The 19,543-nt window shown below is 76.3% G+C and carries 17 protein-coding genes; 13 read left to right on the forward strand and 4 right to left on the reverse strand.

Annotation, left to right across the window (positions count from 1 at the left end; translation table 11 throughout):
• Positions 1–206: 206 nt before the first annotated feature.
• On the reverse strand, positions 207–1,070 hold the full coding sequence (locus tag ACFV1L_RS28365; protein WP_380370962.1) for a universal stress protein: 864 nt from the start codon (positions 1,068–1,070) through the stop codon (positions 207–209).
• 235 nt (positions 1,071–1,305) lie between these two features.
• On the opposite strand from ACFV1L_RS28365, the gene ACFV1L_RS28370 reads away from it, so the two are divergent.
• The gene (locus ACFV1L_RS28370) at positions 1,306–1,977 is read left to right on the forward strand and encodes a helix-turn-helix domain-containing protein (RefSeq protein ID WP_380370965.1); all 672 of its coding nucleotides are present in this window, start codon (positions 1,306–1,308) and stop codon (positions 1,975–1,977) included.
• Positions 1,978–2,290: 313 nt separating this feature from the next.
• Here ACFV1L_RS28370 and ACFV1L_RS28375 read toward each other — a convergent pair whose 3' ends face one another.
• Positions 2,291–3,475, reverse strand: coding sequence for an MFS transporter (locus ACFV1L_RS28375; RefSeq protein WP_380370968.1), 1,185 nt, complete (start codon positions 3,473–3,475; stop codon positions 2,291–2,293).
• A gap of 55 nt (positions 3,476–3,530) precedes the next feature.
• Between ACFV1L_RS28375 and ACFV1L_RS28380 the strand changes: the two genes are divergently transcribed.
• The 5 genes from ACFV1L_RS28380 to ACFV1L_RS28400 all read left to right on the forward strand — a co-directional run bounded on the left by ACFV1L_RS28380 (position 3,531) and on the right by ACFV1L_RS28400 (position 9,666).
• Complete coding sequence (locus ACFV1L_RS28380) at positions 3,531–4,130, forward strand: CGNR zinc finger domain-containing protein (protein WP_380370970.1); 600 nt, start codon at positions 3,531–3,533, stop codon at positions 4,128–4,130.
• Positions 4,114–5,667: an SDR family oxidoreductase gene (locus tag ACFV1L_RS28385; RefSeq protein ID WP_380370973.1), complete on the forward strand. Its 1,554-nt coding sequence runs from the start codon at positions 4,114–4,116 to the stop codon at positions 5,665–5,667. Before ACFV1L_RS28380 ends, ACFV1L_RS28385 begins: the two co-directional genes overlap by 17 nt.
• Before the next feature lie 157 nt (positions 5,668–5,824).
• The gene (locus ACFV1L_RS28390) at positions 5,825–8,044 is read left to right on the forward strand and encodes an NADP-dependent isocitrate dehydrogenase (protein WP_380370976.1); all 2,220 of its coding nucleotides are present in this window, start codon (positions 5,825–5,827) and stop codon (positions 8,042–8,044) included.
• Between the two features lie 134 nt (positions 8,045–8,178).
• Positions 8,179–8,649, forward strand: coding sequence for an NUDIX domain-containing protein (locus ACFV1L_RS28395; protein WP_380370978.1), 471 nt, complete (start codon positions 8,179–8,181; stop codon positions 8,647–8,649).
• Between the two features lie 57 nt (positions 8,650–8,706).
• A complete protein-coding gene (locus ACFV1L_RS28400; RefSeq protein WP_380370980.1) occupies positions 8,707–9,666 on the forward strand; it encodes a CehA/McbA family metallohydrolase in 960 nt (319 codons plus the stop codon).
• A 15-nt stretch (positions 9,667–9,681) separates the two neighbouring features.
• Here the strand turns inward: ACFV1L_RS28400 and ACFV1L_RS28405 are convergent, their stop codons facing one another.
• Entirely contained in the window at positions 9,682–11,433 is a 1,752-nt protein-coding gene (locus ACFV1L_RS28405) for a cation:proton antiporter (RefSeq protein WP_380370983.1), read from the reverse strand.
• A 151-nt stretch (positions 11,434–11,584) separates the two neighbouring features.
• Here ACFV1L_RS28405 and ACFV1L_RS28410 point away from each other — a divergent pair, with 151 nt between their 5' ends.
• The 5 genes from ACFV1L_RS28410 (at position 11,585) to ACFV1L_RS28430 (ending at position 17,851) form a co-directional block, all read left to right on the forward strand.
• Positions 11,585–12,925 carry an NAD(P)/FAD-dependent oxidoreductase gene (locus ACFV1L_RS28410; protein ID WP_380370985.1) on the forward strand — a complete coding sequence of 447 codons (1,341 nt, stop codon included), beginning with the start codon at positions 11,585–11,587 and terminating at the stop codon, positions 12,923–12,925.
• Between the two features lie 113 nt (positions 12,926–13,038).
• Positions 13,039–13,698: a zinc ribbon domain-containing protein gene (locus ACFV1L_RS28415; protein WP_380370988.1), complete on the forward strand. Its 660-nt coding sequence runs from the start codon at positions 13,039–13,041 to the stop codon at positions 13,696–13,698.
• A gap of 53 nt (positions 13,699–13,751) precedes the next feature.
• Complete coding sequence (locus ACFV1L_RS28420) at positions 13,752–14,024, forward strand: hypothetical protein (protein ID WP_380370991.1); 273 nt, start codon at positions 13,752–13,754, stop codon at positions 14,022–14,024.
• Positions 14,025–14,113: 89 nt separating this feature from the next.
• Entirely contained in the window at positions 14,114–14,455 is a 342-nt protein-coding gene (locus ACFV1L_RS28425) for a hypothetical protein (protein WP_380370993.1), read from the forward strand.
• Positions 14,456–14,467: 12 nt separating this feature from the next.
• Positions 14,468–17,851: a hypothetical protein gene (locus ACFV1L_RS28430; RefSeq protein WP_380370995.1), complete on the forward strand. Its 3,384-nt coding sequence runs from the start codon at positions 14,468–14,470 to the stop codon at positions 17,849–17,851.
• 14 nt (positions 17,852–17,865) lie between these two features.
• Here the strand turns inward: ACFV1L_RS28430 and ACFV1L_RS28435 are convergent, their stop codons facing one another.
• The gene (locus ACFV1L_RS28435) at positions 17,866–18,111 is read right to left on the reverse strand and encodes a hypothetical protein (RefSeq protein WP_380370998.1); all 246 of its coding nucleotides are present in this window, start codon (positions 18,109–18,111) and stop codon (positions 17,866–17,868) included.
• Between the two features lie 159 nt (positions 18,112–18,270).
• Between ACFV1L_RS28435 and ACFV1L_RS28440 the strand changes: the two genes are divergently transcribed.
• Together ACFV1L_RS28440 and ACFV1L_RS28445 are read left to right on the forward strand one after the other, a co-directional pair.
• The gene (locus tag ACFV1L_RS28440; protein WP_380371001.1) at positions 18,271–18,906 is read left to right on the forward strand and encodes a helix-turn-helix transcriptional regulator; all 636 of its coding nucleotides are present in this window, start codon (positions 18,271–18,273) and stop codon (positions 18,904–18,906) included.
• Between the two features lie 32 nt (positions 18,907–18,938).
• Positions 18,939–19,412 carry a DUF3291 domain-containing protein gene (locus ACFV1L_RS28445; protein WP_380371004.1) on the forward strand — a complete coding sequence of 158 codons (474 nt, stop codon included), beginning with the start codon at positions 18,939–18,941 and terminating at the stop codon, positions 19,410–19,412.
• The last annotated feature ends 131 nt before the right edge of the window (positions 19,413–19,543 follow it).

Genomic DNA, 19,543 nt, shown 5'->3' on the forward strand with positions numbered 1-19,543 from the left:
GGCCCCGAGAATGAACGACTCCGCCAAGTACCGCACCCGGCCACCATACGGCTCACCCGAGCCGCAGGGCTTGACGATCAATAGGAGCATCAGCGGGCACCCGGCCCGGGAACGCGCGACCGCCCCGTCGCCACCCGGAGGCGGTGGGCGGCGACGGGGCGGCCCGGCGACCCGGCCCGGGGGAGGGGCCGGGGGTCGAGGGGGCGTCAGTCGTGCGGGACGACCGCGACCGGGGCCTGCGCGTGGTGGATCACCGCGTGCGCGACCGAGCCGAGCTTCGGGCCGACGTTCAGGGTGCGCGAGCGGCGGCCCACCACCACCAGGTCCGACTGCGCGGACGCCTCGACCAGCGCGGCCGCGCCGCCACCGGTGCGGACGTCCTCCAGCACCAGGGTCCGCGGGTACTTCTCGCGCCACGGCGCAACCGCCTCCGACACCATGCCGACGGCCAGCGCGCCCAGTTCCTGGCGCTCGCTCTCCACCGGGATCCAGCCCGCGTAGCCGTACGTCGGCGGCAGCTCCCAGCCGTGCACCACGCGCACCCGGGCGCCGCGCAGCTGGGCCTCCTCGAACGCGAACTCCAGGACGGCGTCGGCCGGTTCGAGCGCGTCGAAGCCGACCGCGACCTCCGGCTCGGGCGACTCCGGCGCCGGGCCGCCCTCACGGACCAGGACCACCGGCGTCTTCGAGCGGCCGGCCACGCCCAGGCTCACCGAGCCGACCAGCAGGCCGCGGAAGCCGCCCAGGCCGCGGGTGCCGATCACCAGCAGCTGGCCCTGCTCGGCGGCGGTCGTCAGGCCGTCGATCGCCGAGTCCGGCACCAGTTCGGTGGAGACCGCCACCCCCGGGTACGCGGTGGCCAGCTCCTGGGCGACGTCGCCCAGCATGGTCTGCGCGCCGGTCTCCAGTTCGTCGACCTTCACCAGGTCGTTGGCCTTGCGTCCCAGGTAGGGCCAGGCGTGCAGCAGCCGCAGCGGCGCTCCCCGGCGGCCGGCCTCCTGGGCGGCCCAGTGCGCGGCGGCCCGGCTGCGGACGGACGCGTCGACGGCGGCGAGAACGGGACGAGTCATGGCAGTGCCTTCCCTGGTCGAGTCCCCGCGGGCCCTGCCGCCCGCTCCGGGAGTCGCTGCCCACTCTTCCGCCACCCCCGGCCGGCTGCCAGGGTCGCGGGGCCCGCACGGGTGGGGCCGTTGGTCCCTTGGAAGGAGGCGGAGCGCGCGGGCCGGTTCGGGTCCAAGGCCTCTGTCCGGACGGCCGTCGGCCGGGCATCCTGGACATACCACCGCAAAACGGGAGGTGACCGAGGTGACCGCCGACCACGCAACCGCCCCGACGACCGCGCTCGCCCGGCGTTTCGCCGACCGCCTCGCCGACCTCGGACTCACCGAGGCGCAGGCCGCGGCCCGGGCCGGCATGTCGACCGCCTACCTGCGCCGGGTGCTGGAACTCGGCGGCGACTTCGACCCGCCGGCGCTGCTGCGACTCGCCGCCGTGCTCGGCCTCGAGTACCGGGAACTGGTCGCCGGCCGCCCCGCCGAACGCCTCCGTACCGCCGACCGCGACGGCAGCCCCGACCGCTCGCCGCTGATCGGGCCGCCCGTGCTCGGCGAACTGACCGAAACCGAGTGCTGGACCCGCCTCGGCAGCAACGGCCTCGGCCGGCTCGCCCGCACCGGCCCCGACGGCCCCGTGGTCCGGCCCGTCGGCTACCTGGTGCACGACCGGACGGTGCTCTACCGGACCAGCCCGGACGGAGTGCTCGCGCCGGGCCCGGGCGGCGACGCCGCCTTCGAGGTGGACCGCGCCGACACCGGGCTGGGCGAGGGCTGGAGCGTCCTGATGATCGGCCCCCTGGAGTACGTCACCGAACCCGCGCTGCTCGCCGAACTGCCGCAGCCGCCGGCCCACGGCCGCTGGGTCCGGCTGACGCCGGGCACCGTCACCGGCCGCAGCATCCGCACCCCCCGCGCGAGCTGAGCCCACCGAAGTCCGCCCCGGGCACCCGCGTCGTCCTCACATCCGACGCGGGGCCCGGGGCGGTGGAGCAGCGCCGCCCGCCACATCGGGCCGCGTGCCGCCGGACGGCGTGCGGTGTCCACCTCCGCGACCCGTCCGAGCCGTGGATCTCCCTACGGCCGCCACGGTAGTTCGCCCGCGCCGCAGGGGAGTTGGCACAGCGTTCACAACATCCTGCAACGCGTTCACGCGGCTGCGGACGCCCGGGGAGCGCGGCCTGCGGCTCCGGCGGCGCGGCGGGCGCAGTGCGGTGGCGGGCGGCGGAGCAGGCCGGTCAGTCGTGGTCGTTCGTCGCGGCCCGCCAGGGCAGCCGCGGCGGGGGCAGTGCGGCGGCGGCGGAGAGGCCGGCCGCGAGGGCGAGTGCGGTGGGGACGGAGCGGGCGGCGAGCGGGCCGGCCAGGGCGGCGCCGGCGGCGAAAGCGGTGATCTTGAGGCTGGCGCCGGTGGTGGAGATCCGGCCGCGCAGGTGTGCGGGGGCTTCGCGGTGGCGGACGGCGAACAGGCCGGCCAGTTGCGGTCCTTCGCCGAGGCCCGCCAGGGCGGCCGCGGCGACCAGGAGCAGCGGGTGCGTCGACGCCGCGCTCACGGCCAGGGCCGCCGCCTGCAGCAGGGCGCCGAGCCGGACCGCCGCGTCCGGGGCGAGCAGGCCGGGGCGGCGGACCAGCGCGGCGTTGGCGAGCAGGGCGGCCACCGCCGTGCAGGCCGGCAGCAGCGGGCCGCGGCTCGCGCCGCCCAGCGCGTGTTCGCCCAGCAGCGGCAGGCAGGCCGCCAGCACGCCCTGGCCCGCGCAGCAGCCGACCGAGCAGAGGGTGGCCCGGGCCAGTGCCGGACGGCTCGTCAACACCCGGAAGCCGGCGGCGAGTTCGCCGAGGGCGGAGGTCCCGTCCGGCCGGGCGTCGGGGCGGGCGGGCAGGGTCCACGCCGCGGGCAGGGCCGCCGCGATCAGGCCGGCCGCGACCAGTACCGCGGGGCCCGCGCCGAACGCCACCGCGACCGCGCCGGCCAGTGCCGGGCCGGCGAGCGCCGCCGCGCCGTACGTCATCGCGTCCAGGGCGTTCGCCCGGGCCAGCCGGTCACCGGGCGCCAGCCGGGGCAGTTGGGCCGTCCAGCCGCCGGACAGCGCCGGGCCGAGCAGCCCGGACGCCGCGGCGAGCGCCAGGACGGCCGGCAGCGGCAGCCGGCCCAGCGCCCCGAGGACGGCGAGCAGCCCCGCCGCGTACAGGGCCAGGGCGGCGGCCAGCAGGCGGCCGGGGCGGCGGGCCCGGTCCAGCCGGACGCCGAGCAGCGGGCCGCCCAGCGCGGACGCGGCCGTGGACGCGGCCAGCAGCGCGGACGCCTCGCCCGCCGAGCCGGCCGCGGCGAAACCCGCCAGCAGCAGTGCCGGCCCCGACATCTCGTCACCCGTGCGGGCCGCCGCGGCGCCCGCCAGGCACCGCCGGAGAAAAGGACTTCCGGTCACCCGCCGGACGCTACGTCGGTAACGGAAAACCTGACAAGGTGCGTTACATTCGGGCGTGCCCACCGAACCCGCCGAGCCGCCGGCGCGGCCCTCCGTGACGACCTCGGCCGCCCGCGCCGCCGCCGTGGTCAACGCCTTCGCCGCCGGCGCCCCCGACCCGGACGGACTGGCCGCGATCCTGCGCGCCCACGGCGAACCCGAACCCGTCCGGCTCACCGCCGGCGACGCGGACGCGCTGCGCACCGCCGCCGCCCGCCTGCGCGAGGTGTTCGCCGCCCCCGACACCGACCGCGCCGCCGCCGCCCTCAACCGGCTGCTGCGCGAGCACACCGGCCCGCTGCGGCTCACCACCCACGGCGGCGCCGTCGGCTGGCACCCGCACCTCGACCACGACGACGACGCGCCGTGGGACCAGTGGCTGATCGCCTCGTCCTGCCTGGCCCTCGCCGTCCTGCTCTGGGAACGCGGCCGCCCGCCCGGCGGCACCTGCGCCGCGCCGCGCTGCCGGAACGTCTACCTGACCCGGGGCAGCGGCCCGGAGCGCCGCTACTGCTCGCGCCGCTGCGCCACCCGCGAACGCGTCGCCGCCCACCGGCGCGCCCGCCTCCAGCAGAGGCGCCCGGACCGCCCGAGCGGGGATGATCGAACGGACTGACCGGAATCGGGGCCGGCGGAGGCGGAACGAGGAGGCGGTGACAGTGCGGTGTCTGGTGACCGGGGCGACCGGGTACCTCGGCGGACGGCTGGTGCCGGAACTGCTCGCGGAGGGCCACCGGGTGCGCTGCCTGGTCCGCGACCCCGCCCGGCTGCGCGACCACCCGTGGCGCGGCGCGGTGGAGGCCGCCACCGGGGACGTCACCCGCCCCGAGACCCTGGACGGGCCGTTCGACGGCGTCGACGTCGCCTACTACCTGGTGCACTCGCTCGGCACCGGCCCGGACTTCGAGACCGTCGACCGGGACGCCGCCCGCGCGTTCGGGCGCGCCGCCGCCCGGGCCGGCGTCCGGCGGATCGTCTACCTCGGCGGCCTCGCGCCCGCCGAGGTGCCCGAGGGGCAGCTCTCCCCGCACCTGCGCTCCCGGATCGCCACCGGCCGCGCCCTGCGCGAGGGCGGGGCGGCCGTCACCGAACTGCGGGCCGCCGTGGTGATCGGCTCCGGCTCCGCCTCGTTCGAGATGCTGCGGTACCTCACCGAGCGGCTGCCCGTCATGGTCACCCCGCGCTGGGTGGACACCCGGATCCAGCCGATCGCGGTGCGCGAGGTGCTGCGCTGCCTGGTCGGCGCGGCCGGCCTGCCGGACGTCCCCGAGACCGACCGGGTGTTCGACATCGGCGGCCCCGAGGTGCTCACCTACCGCGCCATGATGCAGCGCTACGCCCGGCTGGCCGGCCTGCGCCGGCGGCTGATCGTCGCCGTGCCGGTGCTCACCCCCGGCCTGTCCTCGCACTGGGTCGGCCTGGTGACGCCCGTCCCCGGCGCGCTGGCCCGGCCGCTGGTCGAATCGCTGCGCCACGAGGTGGTGTGCGCCGAGCGCGACCTCGCCCGCTGGATCCCCGACCCGCCCGGCGGCGCGATCGGCTTCGACGAGGCCGTCACCCTCGCGCTGCGCCGGATCCGCGACGACGAGGTCAGCACCCGCTGGTCCTCCGCCTCGCTGCCCGGCGCGCCCAGCGACCCGCTGCCCACCGACCCCGACTGGGCCGGCGGCAGCCTCTACCAGGACGTCCGGCAGCGGCACGTCGACGCCTCCCCGCAGGCGCTGTGGCAGGTGGTCGAGGGCATCGGCGGCCAGAACGGCTGGTACTCCTTCCCGCTCGCCTGGTCGGTGCGCGGCGCGCTCGACCGGCTCGCCGGCGGCGTCGGACTGCGCCGCGGACGCCGCTCGCCCGGCCGGCTGCGGGTCGGCGACTCGCTGGACTTCTGGCGGGTCGAGGAGATCGAACCCGGCCGGCTGCTGCGTTTGCGCGCGGAGATGCGGCTGCCCGGACTGGCCTGGCTGGAACTGGCCGTCACCCCCGACGGCGACGGCGCGACGTACCGCCAGCGCGCCCTGTTCCACCCGCACGGCCTGGCCGGACACGCCTACTGGTGGTCGGTCGCCCCGTTCCACGCCGCGGTGTTCGGTGGAATGGCCCGCAACATCGCGGCCCGTGCCGAGGCCCGCCGGGAGCTTCCCGCGGAGGCCCGCTGAGCCTCGGCGGGACGTCCGCGCGGGGCCCGCGGGACGTCCGCGCGGGCCCCGGTCGCTGCCCCGGCGGGTGACCTGCGCGGGGGGTTGGTTGCGGAGAAGCCCCCGGGACGAGATATCTTGACGTCAAGACGTTGCAGACGTGGAAGCTGGAGCTACGGTGACTGACTCGACCATCATCTACACCCACACGGACGAGGCCCCCGCCCTCGCCACGTACTCGTTCCTGCCGGTCGTCCAGGCTTACGCCTCCACCGCCGGGGTGAGCGTGGAGACCCGCGACATCTCGCTGGCCGGTCGGATCATCGCCGTCTTCCCGGAGTACCTCCAGGAGGACCAGCGCATCGCGGACGCCCTCACCGAGCTCGGCGAGCTGGCCAAGACCCCCGGCGCCAACATCATCAAGCTGCCGAACATCTCGGCCTCCATCCCGCAGCTGAAGGCCGCCATCGCCGAGCTGCAGGCCCAGGGCTACGCCCTGCCGGAGTACCCGGACGAGCCGAAGACCGACGAGGAGCGCGACATCCGCGCCCGCTACGACAAGGTCAAGGGCTCCGCCGTCAACCCGGTGCTGCGCGAGGGCAACTCCGACCGCCGCGCCCCGCTGTCGGTGAAGAACTACGCCAAGACCCACCCGCACCGGATGGGCGCCTGGTCGGCCGACTCCAAGACCAACGTCGCCACCATGGGCGCCAACGACTTCGCCTCCACCGAGAAGTCCGCCGTCATCGCCCAGGACGGTGCGCTGCGCATCGAGCTGGTCGGCGAGGACGGCGCCGTCACCGTGCTGCGCGAGAGCGTCCCGGTGCTGGCCGGCGAGGTGGTCGACGCCTCGGTGATGCGGGCCGCCGCGCTGAACGAGTTCCTCGCCGCGCAGGTCGCCCGCGCCAAGGCCGAGGGCGTGCTGTTCTCCGTGCACCTCAAGGCCACCATGATGAAGGTCTCCGACCCGATCCTGTTCGGCCACGTGGTCCGCGCGTTCTTCCCGAAGACCTTCGCCGCGTTCGGCGCCGACCTGGCCGCCGCCGGTCTCAACCCGAACAACGGCCTCGGCGGCATCCTGGCCGGCCTCGACAAGCTGCCCAACGGCGCCGAGATCAAGGCCTCCTTCGACGCCGAGCTCGCCGACGGCCCGGCCCTGGCCATGGTCGACTCCGACAAGGGCATCACCAACCTGCACGTCCCCAGCGACGTCATCGTGGACGCCTCGATGCCGGCCATGATCCGCACCTCCGGCCACATGTGGGGCCCGGACGGCAAGGAGGCCGACACCCTCGCCGTCCTGCCGGACAGCTCCTACGCGGGCGTCTACCAGGCCGTCATCGACGACTGCCGCGCCCACGGCGCGCTCGACCCGGCCACCATCGGCTCGGTCCCGAACGTCGGCCTGATGGCCCAGGCCGCCGAGGAGTACGGCAGCCACGACAAGACCTTCGAAATCGCCGCCGCCGGCACCGTCCGCCTGGTCGACGCCAACGGCGAGACCGTCCTGGAGCAGCCCGTCCAGGCCGGCGACATCTTCCGCGCCTGCCAGACCAAGGACCTGCCGATCCAGGACTGGGTCAAGCTGGCCGTCACCCGCGCCCGCGCCACCGGCGACCCGGCGGTGTTCTGGCTGGACGAGAACCGCGCCCACGACGCCGTGCTGATCGAGAAGGTCAACAAGTACCTCCCCGAGCACGACACCGAGGGCCTGACCATCCAGATCCTGTCCCCGGTCGAGGCCACCAAGCTGTCCCTGGAGCGCATCCGCCGCGGCGAGAACACCATCTCCGTCACCGGCAACGTGCTGCGCGACTACCTGACCGACCTGTTCCCGATCCTGGAGCTGGGCACCAGCGCCAAGATGCTGTCGGTCGTCCCGCTGATGGCGGGCGGCGGCCTGTTCGAGACCGGTGCGGGCGGCTCCGCCCCGAAGCACGTCCAGCAGCTGGTCAAGGAGAACTACCTGCGCTGGGACTCGCTCGGCGAGTTCTTCGCGCTGGCCGCCTCCTTCGAGCACCTGGCCACCACCACCGGCAACGCCAGCGCCAAGGTCCTCGCCGACACCCTGGACCGCGCCACCGGCACCTTCCTCAACGAGGACAAGTCGCCGTCGCGCCGCCTGGGCGGCATCGACAACCGCGGCAGCCACTTCTACCTGTCCCTGTACTGGGCCCAGGAGCTGGCCGCGCAGACCGAGGACGCCGCGCTCGCCGCCGCGTTCGCGCCGCTCGCCGAGACGCTCGCCGCGCAGGAGCAGACCATCGTCGACGAGCTGATCGCCGTCCAGGGCCAGCCCGCCGAGCTCGGCGGCTACTACCAGCCCGACCCGGCCAAGGCCGCCGCCGTGATGCGCCCGTCGAAGACCTTCAACGACGCGCTCGCCACGCTGGCCTGACGCCGCGTCAGCACCGTTCGCACGCCGCCGCCGGCCCCGTCGCGGGGCCGGCGGCGGCGTGCCGCGTTCCGGCGGCCGACACACAGGGCGACGGTGGTTGCAGTGCGCCGGGGCCGCTGCCTAGGGTGCGGTGCATGGCCACCCCGCAATTCATCCTCGACCTGCGCGAGCACATCGGACACGCCCCGCTGTGGCTCTCCGGCGTCACCGCAGCAGTCGTGGAGGACGGCCGGATCCTGCTCAACCGCCGTAGCGACAGCGGCAGTTGGGCGCTGCTCCACGGCATCATGGAGCCCGGCGAACAGCCCGCGGACGCGATCGTCCGAGAGGTGCTCGAAGAGACCGGCGTCACCGTCCGCCCCGAACGGATCACCAGCGTCCACACGCTGCCCGCCTCGGTCTGCGCCAACGGCGACCAGGTCCAGTTCCTCAACATCGCGTTCCGCTGCCGCCCCCTCACCGGCACCGCCCGCGTCAACGACGACGAGTCCCTCGCCGTCGACTGGTTCCCGCTGAACGCGCTCCCGCCGCTCACCCGGAACGACACCTTCCTGCTGGCCAAGGCCCTGGAGGACGACCCCGCCCCGTGGTTCGCCCTCGGCTGAGCCCGGAACTCCGCCCCCGCGCCGCGGCGTTGACGTCGCGGAGAAGGGGGGCGGACCATGGCGGGCGCTCCGGCGACGAGGCGGCCGGGCCGCGGCGGCCCGGGCTGGTACCGGGGAGACTGCCACGTCCACTCGGTGCACTCGGACGGGGAGCTCACCCCCGCCGAACTGGCCGCGCGGGCCCGCGCCGCCGGACTGGACTTCCTGGCCGTCACCGAGCACAACCGCGCCGCCCCGTACGACGCGTGGGCCGGGCTCGGCGGCGACGACCTGCTCGTCCTGCTCGGCCAGGAGGTCACCACCCGCACCGGCCACTGGCTGGCGCTCGGCCTGCGCCCCGGCCAACTCGTCGACTGGCGGCACCGGGTGGGCGACCCCGCCTTCGGGCGGGCGCTGCGCGAGGTCCGGGCGGCCGGCGGGCTGTGCGTGGCCGCGCACCCCCACGCGCCGTACCCCGGTGGGGACTTGATGTTCCCGCTGGAGGACTTCGACGCCGTCGAGGTGTGGAACGGGCAGTGGGCCTCCGACCTGCCGTGGAACGCCGACAACGCCGCCGCGCTCGCCGAATGGGGCCGCCGGCTGGCGGTCGGCGTGCACGCCGGGTCCTGGCAGCCCGCGCTCGGCAGCAGCGACACCCACCTGGACGGGCAGCTCGGCACCCCGCAGACCGTCGTGCACGCCGAGGAGCTCAGCGCCCCGGCGGTCCTGGCCGCGCTCCGGGCCGGCCGCAGCTGGATCGCCGAATCCGCCGCCGTGCGGCTGGAGTTCACCGCCGAGGCGGCCGGCCGCCGGGCCGGCATCGGCGAGCGCCTGGCCACCGGCGGCGCTCCCGTCTCGCTCCGGCTGCGCCTGTCCGGCGTGCCCGGGGCACAGGCGAGCGTCCACACCGAGCGCGGCCGGGCGCCGTGGACGGCCGGATGGACCACCTCGGCCGCCGAGACGTCCTTCGTCCGGGTGGAGGTCCGGCGCGGCGACGGGCGGGTGGCGGCGCTGACCAATCCGGTGCTGCTGGCCTGAGGGCGCCGTGCGCCGTCAGGCCGGGCCCAGGACGATGCGCTCGGCGATGTCCGCCGACCCGGCCGGGCGGCCGTGCGGGGTGGCGGGGCGGAGGCGGCCGGCGTGGTCGAGGGTGAACAGGAGGTCGTGGCCCGGCGGCAGGGGCCCGTGCGCGGGGCGGCGGAGGATCCGGGCGCCGGCGGCGTGCCGGCGGGCGAGCTCGGTCGCGGTGAGGGCGGCGGGCAGGACGGCGGCGGACGGGCCGGGGGCGTGCACGCCGGGGCCGGGGCGGGTCGCGGCCAGGCGGGTCACCGGGACCGCGGAGTCGTCGCCCAGCAGTGCCGCCGCGAGCGCGTTGAACTCGTCCTCGGCGGTGAGCAGGTAGACCGCCGTGACGCCTTCCTGCTCGACCGCCTCGCCGCCCACCGCGGCGAGCAACTCGCCGTCCGCGAGCGGGAGTCCGGCGGCGGCGATGCGGGCGCGCTGCTCGTCGCGGCCGGCCCACAGCAGGACGTCCAGCCCGGCCGAGCGCAGCACCGCCGCCAGTTCGACCGCCCACGGCTCGCCGCCGACCAGCAGCGGCCGGGACCGGGCCCGCCGGACCACCCGGAGCAGCCGGGCGGCGGGGACGGCGGTCAGCCCGTACACGGTGACGGTGGCGACGATGACGGTGAACGTCGCGGGGAGGATCTTCGGCGCGCCGCCGATGCCCGCCGCGGCGAGGCCCGCGGAGAACGTCGCGGCGGTGGACGCGGCGACGATCCCGCGCGGCGCCATCCAGCCGACGAACGCCCGCTCACCCTCCGTCAGTCCGCAGCCCGCCGTGGACAGCGAGCCCACCAGCGGCCGCACCACCGCCACCAGCACGGCGGCCAGGGCGAGCGCGGGCAGCAGCACCGGGCGCAGCGCGGACCAGGAGACGGTGGAGGAGATCGACACGAACAGCACGCCGACCACCAGCGACACCAGCGTCTCGAAGAACGGCCGGCGGGCCGGCAGGTCGAACGCCGGAACGGTCGCCACCAGCACGCCCATCACGACCGCCGCGATCAGCCCGGTGTCGTCGCGCAGCGCGTCGCAGCCCGCCGCGACGCCCACCACGGCCGCCAACTGTGCGCTGGATCCCAGCACTTCGCCGAGCCGGACGCGCACCAGCAGCCACCACAGGACGGCCGCGCCGAGCAGTCCGCCGACCAGGCCGACGCCGACGCCGGCGGCGAACTCCAGCAGGCCGCGGCCGAGCGACCGGTGCCGCTGGTCGACCAGCGCGTGGAAGACCAGCGCGCCGAGGATGCCGCCGACCGCGTCGATCAGCGAGCCCTCCCACATCAGGATCCGCTGCACCCGATCGGTCGGGCGGACGAAGTTCAGCAGCGGCCCGACCACCGTCGGCCCCGACACCACCAGGATCGTGCCGAGCATCGTCGCCGCCGCGGCCGACAGCCCGAGCAGCGGGACGGACAGCAGCGCCGCGGCGGGCGCGGTCACCAGGACGCCGACCCACACCAGCCGGACCACGGCGTGCCGGGCGCCGCCGGTGAGCCGCCGCAGGTCCAGGCCGAGCCCGGCGTCGTACAGCACCACGGAGACGGCGAGCGAGACCAGCGGGGAGAACGCCGGGCCGAGCAGCCGGTCCGGGTGGATGTCGTCGGTGATTGCGCCCGCCGCGAAGCCCACCGGCAGCAGCAGGATGATCGCCGGGACGCGCAGCCGGGCCGCCACCAGCTGGGACGCCACGGCGAGCACCACCGTCAGCCCGGCCCCGGTCAGGATCTGCTCAGAGGTCACCGTCCCATCCCACGACGGGAACCGGCCGCGCACCGGCTCGCGCGCCCGCAAGGTCACCCGGGCGGCCCAGCGCCCGGCGGACCGGACCGGCGGCGAGGCGGGTGTGCGCGTACCGGTGACGGTGCGCGTCGCGTCGCCTACTGTACGGGGCATGAGTCCTGCGGGGAGGGCGGTCGGGGACCGCGGAACGGCGGTGGTGATCGGCGGCGGACTGGCCGGGTGCCTGGCCGCTTGGGCGCTGCGCGGAGTCGCGGAACGGGTGGTGGTGGTCGAACGCGACCGCTACCCGGACGGCGTGGACTTCCGCGCGGGCGTCCCGCAGGCCCGGCACGGCCACCTGCTGATGGAGGCCGGGCACCGCACCGTCGACGAGCTGATGCCCGGCGCCGTCGCCGAACTGCTCGCCGCCGGCGCCCACCGGGTGGCCGTCCCCGGCGGGCTGCGGTGGCTCACCTCGGTGGGCCGACTCGCCCAGTTCGAGAGCGACTTGGCGATGCTCAGCTGCAGCCGACCGCTGCTCGACCACGTCGTCCTCGAACGGGTCCGGGCCGAGCCGTCGATCGAGATCCTGGAGGGCACCGAGGCGGTCGGCCTGCTCGGCGGACGGCGCGGCATCACCGGCGTGCGGATCCGCGAACGCGGCCGGGACGGCGCCCCCGTCACCGACCTGCCCGCCGAACTGGTGGTCGACGCCGCCGGCCGCGGCACCCGCTCCGGCCGCTGGCTGATCGACCTCGGCTTCCGCACCACCCCCGTCGAACGGGTCGACGCCGGCGTCGCCTACGCCAGCCGGTTCTACCACCGCCCGCCCGGCCGCGAGGACCAGATCGCCCTGTACGTGCAGAGCCACGCCCCCGAGCACGGCCGGTTCGGCGTCCTGCTGCCCGTCGAGGGCGACCGCTGGATCATCGGCATCGGCGGCATGCGCGGCTTCGAACCCTCCATCCAGCCCGAGGAGTTCGAGAAGCAGCTCGGCCAACTCCGCGACCCCGCCATCGCGGAGGCCCTCGCCGGAGCCGAACCCGTCGGCCCCGCACGGGGATTCGTCCCCGGCCCGAGCGTCCGCCGGCACCACGAGCGGATCGACCCGCCCGGCTTCCTCGCCCTCGGCGACGCCTCCTGCACCTTCAACCCGGTCTACGGGCAGGGCATCACCGTCGCCGCGCTCGGCGCCCGCGCCCTGCGCGACGCCGCCCGCCGGCACGGAGGACTCGGCCCCGCCGCCGTCCGCGAGGCCCGGCGGGCGATCACCGCCGCCACCAAGGACCCCTGGATGATGGCCGCCGGCGAGGACGTCCGCTTCGCCGGCACCACCGGCGGCCCGCGCGGCCCCGTCGTCCGCCTCCAGCACCGCTTCCTCGACCGCGTCCTCACCCGCGCCGCCACCGACGCCACCGTCTCCGCCGCCTTCCACCGCGTCACCTCCCTGGTGGAACCGCCGAGCACGCTCTTCCGTCCCTCCGTGCTGGGACCGGTCCTGTTCGGCGGCTGACACGGCGCCGGCGGGCGGACGCGCACACCCCGGTCCCGGGCCCCGCACCGGCGTGTGGGAGCCTGTGCGCCACCACGAACACGTGTGAGAAGTGTGAGGACGGGGCGGCGGCCATGAGCGAGATCCACTTCAGCAACAACTACCGGGACCTGAGCGAGCAGCACGGCACCGGCGCGGGCTTCCAGTTCGAGTTCTCCTGCTCGCGCTGCTACGACAACTGGCGCTCCCCGTTCGAACCGTTCCGCACCGGGCAGGCCGCCAGTTGGATCAACAAGGGCGTCAGCGCCGCCTGGAGCCTGCTCGGCGGCAGCGCCTCCAGCGGCCTCACCAACGCCGCCGACGGCCTGGCCGGCGCGAGTTGGGGCAGCGGCCGGGACGCCGCCTTCGCACGTGCCGTCACCAACGCCGAGCAGCACTTCCACCGCTGCGCCCGCTGCACCCACTACGTCTGCGCCCGCTGCTGGAACGCCGCCCAGGGCCTGTGCCTCGGCTGCGCCCCCGACACCGCGGCCGAGGCCCTCGCCGCCCAGCAGCGCGGCCTCAACGACGCCGTCACCCAGAACGCCTACCAGCACGGCCAGTCCCGGGCCCAGCAGTTCGACGTCACCGCCGCGCGCCAACTCGTCTGCCCCCAGTGCAGCGCCGAGACCCACGGCACCCCGTTCTGCCCGTCCTGCGGCTTCCGCCTCGCCCGGCCCCCGCAGTGCACCTCCTGCCACGCCGACGTCCCCGCCGACTCCGCCTTCTGCCCGTCCTGCGGCACCAGGCGCTGACCCCCGGCCCCGGCCCGGGCGGGACTGTCGGTCGCGGGTGGCAGCCTGGACCGATGGACGATCACGACGAGCAACTCCTGCGGGGCCGGGTCTACGGCGCGGAGCACGACGACCCCGGCCCGCGCGCCGGCCGCACCTACCGCGAGCTGTGCGGCGGCCCGCTCGACGGCCTCCTGCTGGACGTCACCGGCTGGGACGCCGAGCAACTCGCCGACGGCGCCGCCCTGTCCACCCACCTCAGCCGCTACGGCGACACCGGCCGCTCCCACTACGAGCCCCGCCCCGGCGACCCGCAGCGCTGGGAGCACGTCGGCGACACCCCGTAGCACCGGCGGGCGGCCGCCGCCGGTTTTGCGCGCGGGGGACGGACTCTGGTGAAGTAGGGGGACCAGTCGGCGGGGTCGGGGAGGGCGTCGTGCAGCGGACCGTGATCGTGGTGACCGGGCTCGCGGTGGCCCTGTTCGCCGGGGCGCTGGCGTTCCTGACGTGGGATCAGGCGAACAAGGTGGCGGGAGTGGTCTCCGCCGTGGTCGCGGTCGCCGCGCTCGGCGCCGCCGTGTACCCGCTGGTCGCGGGGGCGCGGGGCGGGACGGTCGAGGTCACCGGCACCGGGGCGGCCGTCGCCGCGGGGCCCGGCAGCAGCGCCAACACCGGCTACCAGGGCGGAAGTACCGCCGGTCAGGTCCGGGTGGCCGACACCGGTGAGGCCCGCGCGGACAGCGGCGGCACCGCCAACTCCGGTCACCGGAACGGCTGATCGGGCCGGGTCGTGGTAGGGGCGCTGGTACGGGGGAGCGGGCAGGCGAGCGCCCGGACGGGCGGCTACGCCAACAGCGGGGTGCACAAGGGCGATGTTCACCTGGTCGCGGGGCGGCCGATCGCCGTCTCCGGGTACCTGCACCAGGTGCAGGCCCTCGCGGCGGCGGAATTCGTCGGCCGGGAGCAGGAGTTGGCGCAGCTGCACGCCTTCTGCACCGAGCCGGGACCCGGCGGCTACTGGCGCTGGCTGGCCCCGGCGTGGGCCGGGAAGTCCGCGCTGCTGGCCGAGCTGGTGCTGCACCCGCCCGCCGGGACGGACGTCGCGGCGTTCTTCATCACCTCGCGCCTGGCCGGCCAGGCGGACGCCGCCGCGTTCTGCGAGGTGGTGCAGCGTCAACTGTACGCCCTGCTCGGGGAGGAGGAGCCGCTCTGCACGCCGCACACCCGTGACGAGCAGTTCCGGCTCGCCCTGGACCGGGCCGCCGCCCACTGCGCCGAGCAGGGCCGCCGCCTGGTGCTGGTGGTCGACGGCCTCGACGAGGACCGCGGGGTCCGCCCCGGCCCGGACTGCCACAGCATCGCCGCACTCCTCCCGCGCACCCCGCCGCACGGCCTGCGCCTCGTCGTGGCGGGCCGCCCGCACCCGCCCGTCCCCGGCGACGTCCCGCCCGGGCACCCGCTGCGGACCACCGGCATCGACCATCCGCTGGAGCTCTCGGAGGCGGCGCAGGCGATCCGGCGGGACGCCGAGGAGGACCTGCTGCGCCTCAAGGAGGCGGGCGGCCTCGGCTGGGAGCTGGTCGGCCTCACGGTCGCCGCCGGCGGTGGCCTGAGCGCCCCCGACCTCGCCGAACTGACGGACACGCCACGGCGGTTGGTGGAGCGCGAACTGTCGGCGGTGGACGGCCGCAGCTTCCAGTGGCGGGCCGGCCAGTGGGACGCCGACGGGCCCGGGGTGTACCTGCTGGCGCACGAGGAGATCCGGCGCAGCGCCGAGGAGTTGACGACCCGCAAGGAGCTCGCCGAGCACCGGGTGCGGCTCCACCGCTGGGCGGACGGCCACCGCGAGGCCGGCTGGCCGACCGGGACGCCCGAGTACCTGCTGCGCGGCTACGGGCGGCTGCTGGGCGAACTCGGCGACGCCGAACGGCTGGTGGAGCTGGTCACCGACCGGGCCCGGCAGCAGCGGCTGTGGGAGACCGCCGGCTCGGACTTCGACGCGCTCGGCCAACTGGGCGCGGCGATGGACGTGTTGGTGGCGCGAGGCGGAACGGCGGGCGAGGTCCCGGTGGCGGGGACGCTGCGGGTCGCGGTCTCCCGGGACGCCCTGTACGACCTCACCTCCCGGGTGCCGACCGAACTCGTCGCCTGCTGGGCGAAGTTCGGCCACCTGGACCGGGCGGTCAACCTGGCGCGCTCGCACCGGGACCCGTACGACCGGATCACTTCGCTGACCGCCGTCGCCCGGGTCCTGGCGACGGCCGGTGAGCTGCCCCGGGCGAACGCGGTGGCCGACGGGCTGGACGCGGCGGCCGACCGGGACAGGTGCCGGGAGGGGATCGCCCGCGGGCTGGTCGACGCCCGACGCTTCGGCGAGGCCTGGCAGTCGGCCCGCAGCCTGTCCGACCCCGAGCGGCGGGCGGGCGCGCTGACCGCACTGCTCCGGGCGCTGGCGGCCGACCGGGTCGGGGCGGAGCACCGGGAGTTCGCCGAGGCGGTCGCGCAGGACGCGACGGCGGCGGCCGCCGCCGTGGAGAGCCGGCTCCGGCGCCTGGAACTGGCGGCGACCCGGGCCGCCGCACTGGACCTGCTCGGCGACCGGCGCGGGGCGCACGAGGCGCTGAGGCAGGCCGAGGAGATCGCGTCCGGCGAGCGGGACCCCCGCCTGCGGGCGACCTGGCGGGCCGTGGTCGTGCGACGTGCGTCGGGCGGCCGCTCGTTCGCCGCGGCGCTGCGAAGGCTCCAGCGGGACGCGGCGGCGGAGGCGGCGCGGCTGGACCCGGCCGAGGCGCAGTGGTCGCTGCCGGACATCGCCGAGGACCTGGCCCGCGGCGGATTCCACCGGGAGGCACGGGAGTCGGTCGACCGGTCGGAGCTGACCGCGGAGTACCGGGCCTACGCCTTCGCCCGCATCGCGCGGGCGCGCGCCCACAACGGCGACCTCGACGGGGCGGCGGCGGCCCTGGCGGAGATCGCGGAGCCCGACGACGCCTGGCTGGTGCGGCACGCGATCGCCCGGCGGCTGCTGCGCGACGGCCGGCCGGAGGAGGCCGCCGCCCACGTCGTGGAGCACGGGTACGCGCTGGCCCCGCAGCTGGCCACCGACCGCGACGCGGCCCTGCTGCTGGTCGAGACGGCCGACGTGCTGTGGCAGGCCGGACACCGGCAGGACCCGTGCGAGCTGGCGAGCGCCGCCGCCCTGCTCGCCCGGCGGCGCGCCCGGACGACGCCGAGGGCCCGGGCCGTCGCGGAGGCGGCGGCGACCCTGGGCCGCCTGGGGCACCGCGACAGCGGCGCCCGGCTGCTCGGGCGCTTCCGGCGGCGGCCGGAGCTGACGGACCGGCGGTTCGCCGGAACGCTCCACCGGATCGCCCTGGCACTGGGGCTGAGCGCGGTCGGGCAGGCCGAGGAGGCCGGGCGGCTGCTCGCGGACGAGGCCGACCTGGCCCGGCAGTTGCCGCACCCGGCCGAGCGCGGCGACGCGCTGGCGGAGGTGGCCGCGGCCTGCGTCCGGATCGGGGACGGCGCAGCGGCGGAGCGGATCACGGCCGAACTGCTCGCGCTGGTGGAGGCGGCCGCCGGCCCCACCCGGCGGCTCTGGTACCGGAGCGCGGCGATCCGGGCCTGCGCGGCGACCGGGCAGCTGGACCGGTGCCTGGAGCTGATCGAGGGGTTCGAGGACGGCTGGGACGCGGACGTGCTCCGGCACGAGGTGGTCGAGGCGCTGGCCGAGCGGGGCGAACTGGACGCCGCCGAGCGGCTGGTGGCGCGGGTCAGGCACGAGGTGGAGCACGACAACAGCGTCGCCGCCGTGGTCCGGGCCGCGGCCGCCGCCGGCGACCTCCCGCGCGCGCAGACCTGGCTGGCCCTGCTGGAGGCCTCGCCGTTGAAGGACCGCACCACCCCGTACCTGGCGGCCTGCCTGGCCGACAACGACCGGTGGGCCGAGGCCCGGGCGCTGGCCGACGGCCTCGGGGATCCCGCCTGCCGGGGCCGGGCGCTGGCGATGCTCGCGGCCCGCCGCGGGCCGGGCGCCGAGGGCCGGCTGCTGCTGGTCGAGGCGCTGGCGCTGACGCCGTGGGACGAGCTGGTCGAGGAGTTCGCCCGGGTCGCGCCCGAGCTGGTGCCGCTGCTGGTCGACCTGGCGCCGGGGCCCGAGGAGGACGCGGCCTGAACGCCGACGGGCCGTCAGGTGCCGTACACGGGCAGCAGCAGGATCCGCTCGGGATCGTAGGGCCGCCAGTGCGGGGCGGCGCCGATCAGGCGCAGGCGGCACCAGGGGGTGCCGTCGGGGGCGTGCCACCAGGCGTTGATGCGGCCGAGGGTCCAGGTGTCGGTGTCGTCGAGGCGGACCTCGACGGGTTGGTAGGCGGGGCTGACCTCGGGTTCCGGCGGGGACCAGGCGGGGTCGGTCTGCAGCTGCTGCGGGTGCACTGCGGGCCTCCTTCGAGTCCGATCGGTCGGAGTCACTCTACAGAGGTGTAGATAGTGGTGTCGGGCAATCCCCGGAGCCCGGCGCCGGCGGGCGGTCCCCGGGCGGATTCGCGCGGCTCGCGGTCTTTGAGCTGCGACGGCTGGTCATAGACTCGCCGGATGACTGCAGAGGACGACTCGTACGCGGCGCTGGGCGTGCTGGGCGACCCGGTGCGCCGCCGGCTGTACCGGCTGGTGGCGGCGGCGCCGGAGGAGATGGGGCGGGACGCGGCGGCGGAGGCGGCCGGGGTCTCCCGGTCGCTGGCGGCGTTCCACCTGGACAAGTTGGTGGAGGCCGGGCTGCTGGCGGTGTCGTACCGCCGGCTGACGGGGCGGACGGGGCCGGGGGCGGGGCGTCCGGCGAAGCTGTACCGGCGGTCGGACGGGGAGTTCGCGGTGTCGGTGCCGCCCCGGTCGTACGACGCGGCCGGCCGGCTGCTCGCGGAGACCGTCGAACGGGCGGGTCTGGACCTGGAGTTGCAGGCGGCGGCCCGCGCGGCGGGCGCGGCGGAGGCCGGCGCGGGCGCGGACCTGGAGGAGGAGCTCCGGGCGCGCGGCTACGCGCCGTTCCGCGACGGCGAGGTGCTGCGGCTGCGCAACTGCCCGTTCCACGCGCTGGCGCAGGAGTTCCCGGGGCTGGTGTGCGGAATGAACCTGGCGCTGCTGGACGGTCTGGCGGGGGAGGAGTGGACGGCGGCGATGGAGGCGTGCGCGGGCGGCTGCTGCGTGGCGCTCTCTAAAAACGATGATCGTTGACTTTAGATGAAGGTCCGGTCCATGCTTGCGCCATGACTGGCTTTCACCTTGCTCAGGTCAACGTCGGCCGCCTCGTCGCACCCCGGGACTCCCCGCGGGTCGCCGACTTCGTCGGCCAGTTGGACGAAATGAACGCCCTCGCCGACCGCAGCCCCGGCTTCGTCTGGCGGTTCGTGGACGACGGGACCGTGGACGCGGAGGCGGTCGCGGCGCACCCCGAGGTGGCGGACGAACGCTTCCTGATCAACGCCTCGGTGTGGGAGTCGGCCGAGGCGCTGTGGGAGTACACCTACCGCAGCGACCACCTGCGGGTGCTGAGCCGGCGCCGCGAGTGGTTCGAACGCCCCGACGGCCCGCACCAGGCGCTGTGGTGGGTGCCGGCGGGCCACCGCCCGAGCGTGGCCGAGGTGATGGACCGGCTCGCCCGGATCCGCGACCACGGCCCGGGCCCGGACGCCTTCACCTTCCGCGACCGGCACCCGGCCCCGGCCCCGGCCGCGCACTGAACGGGGCCCGTCCCGCGAAGCGAACCGGTGCCGGCCGTGAACCGGACCGGGCCCGGCGTCTGGTCAGATGACTAAGCGCTTGCTTAGACTCGGGCAGGTGGGCCGCCGACCGCACCCCCGAGCGTCGGCGG

Origin of the sequence: Kitasatospora sp. NPDC059646 (assembly GCF_042734615.1) — a bacterium.
GTDB lineage: Bacteria > Actinomycetota > Actinomycetes > Streptomycetales > Streptomycetaceae > Kitasatospora.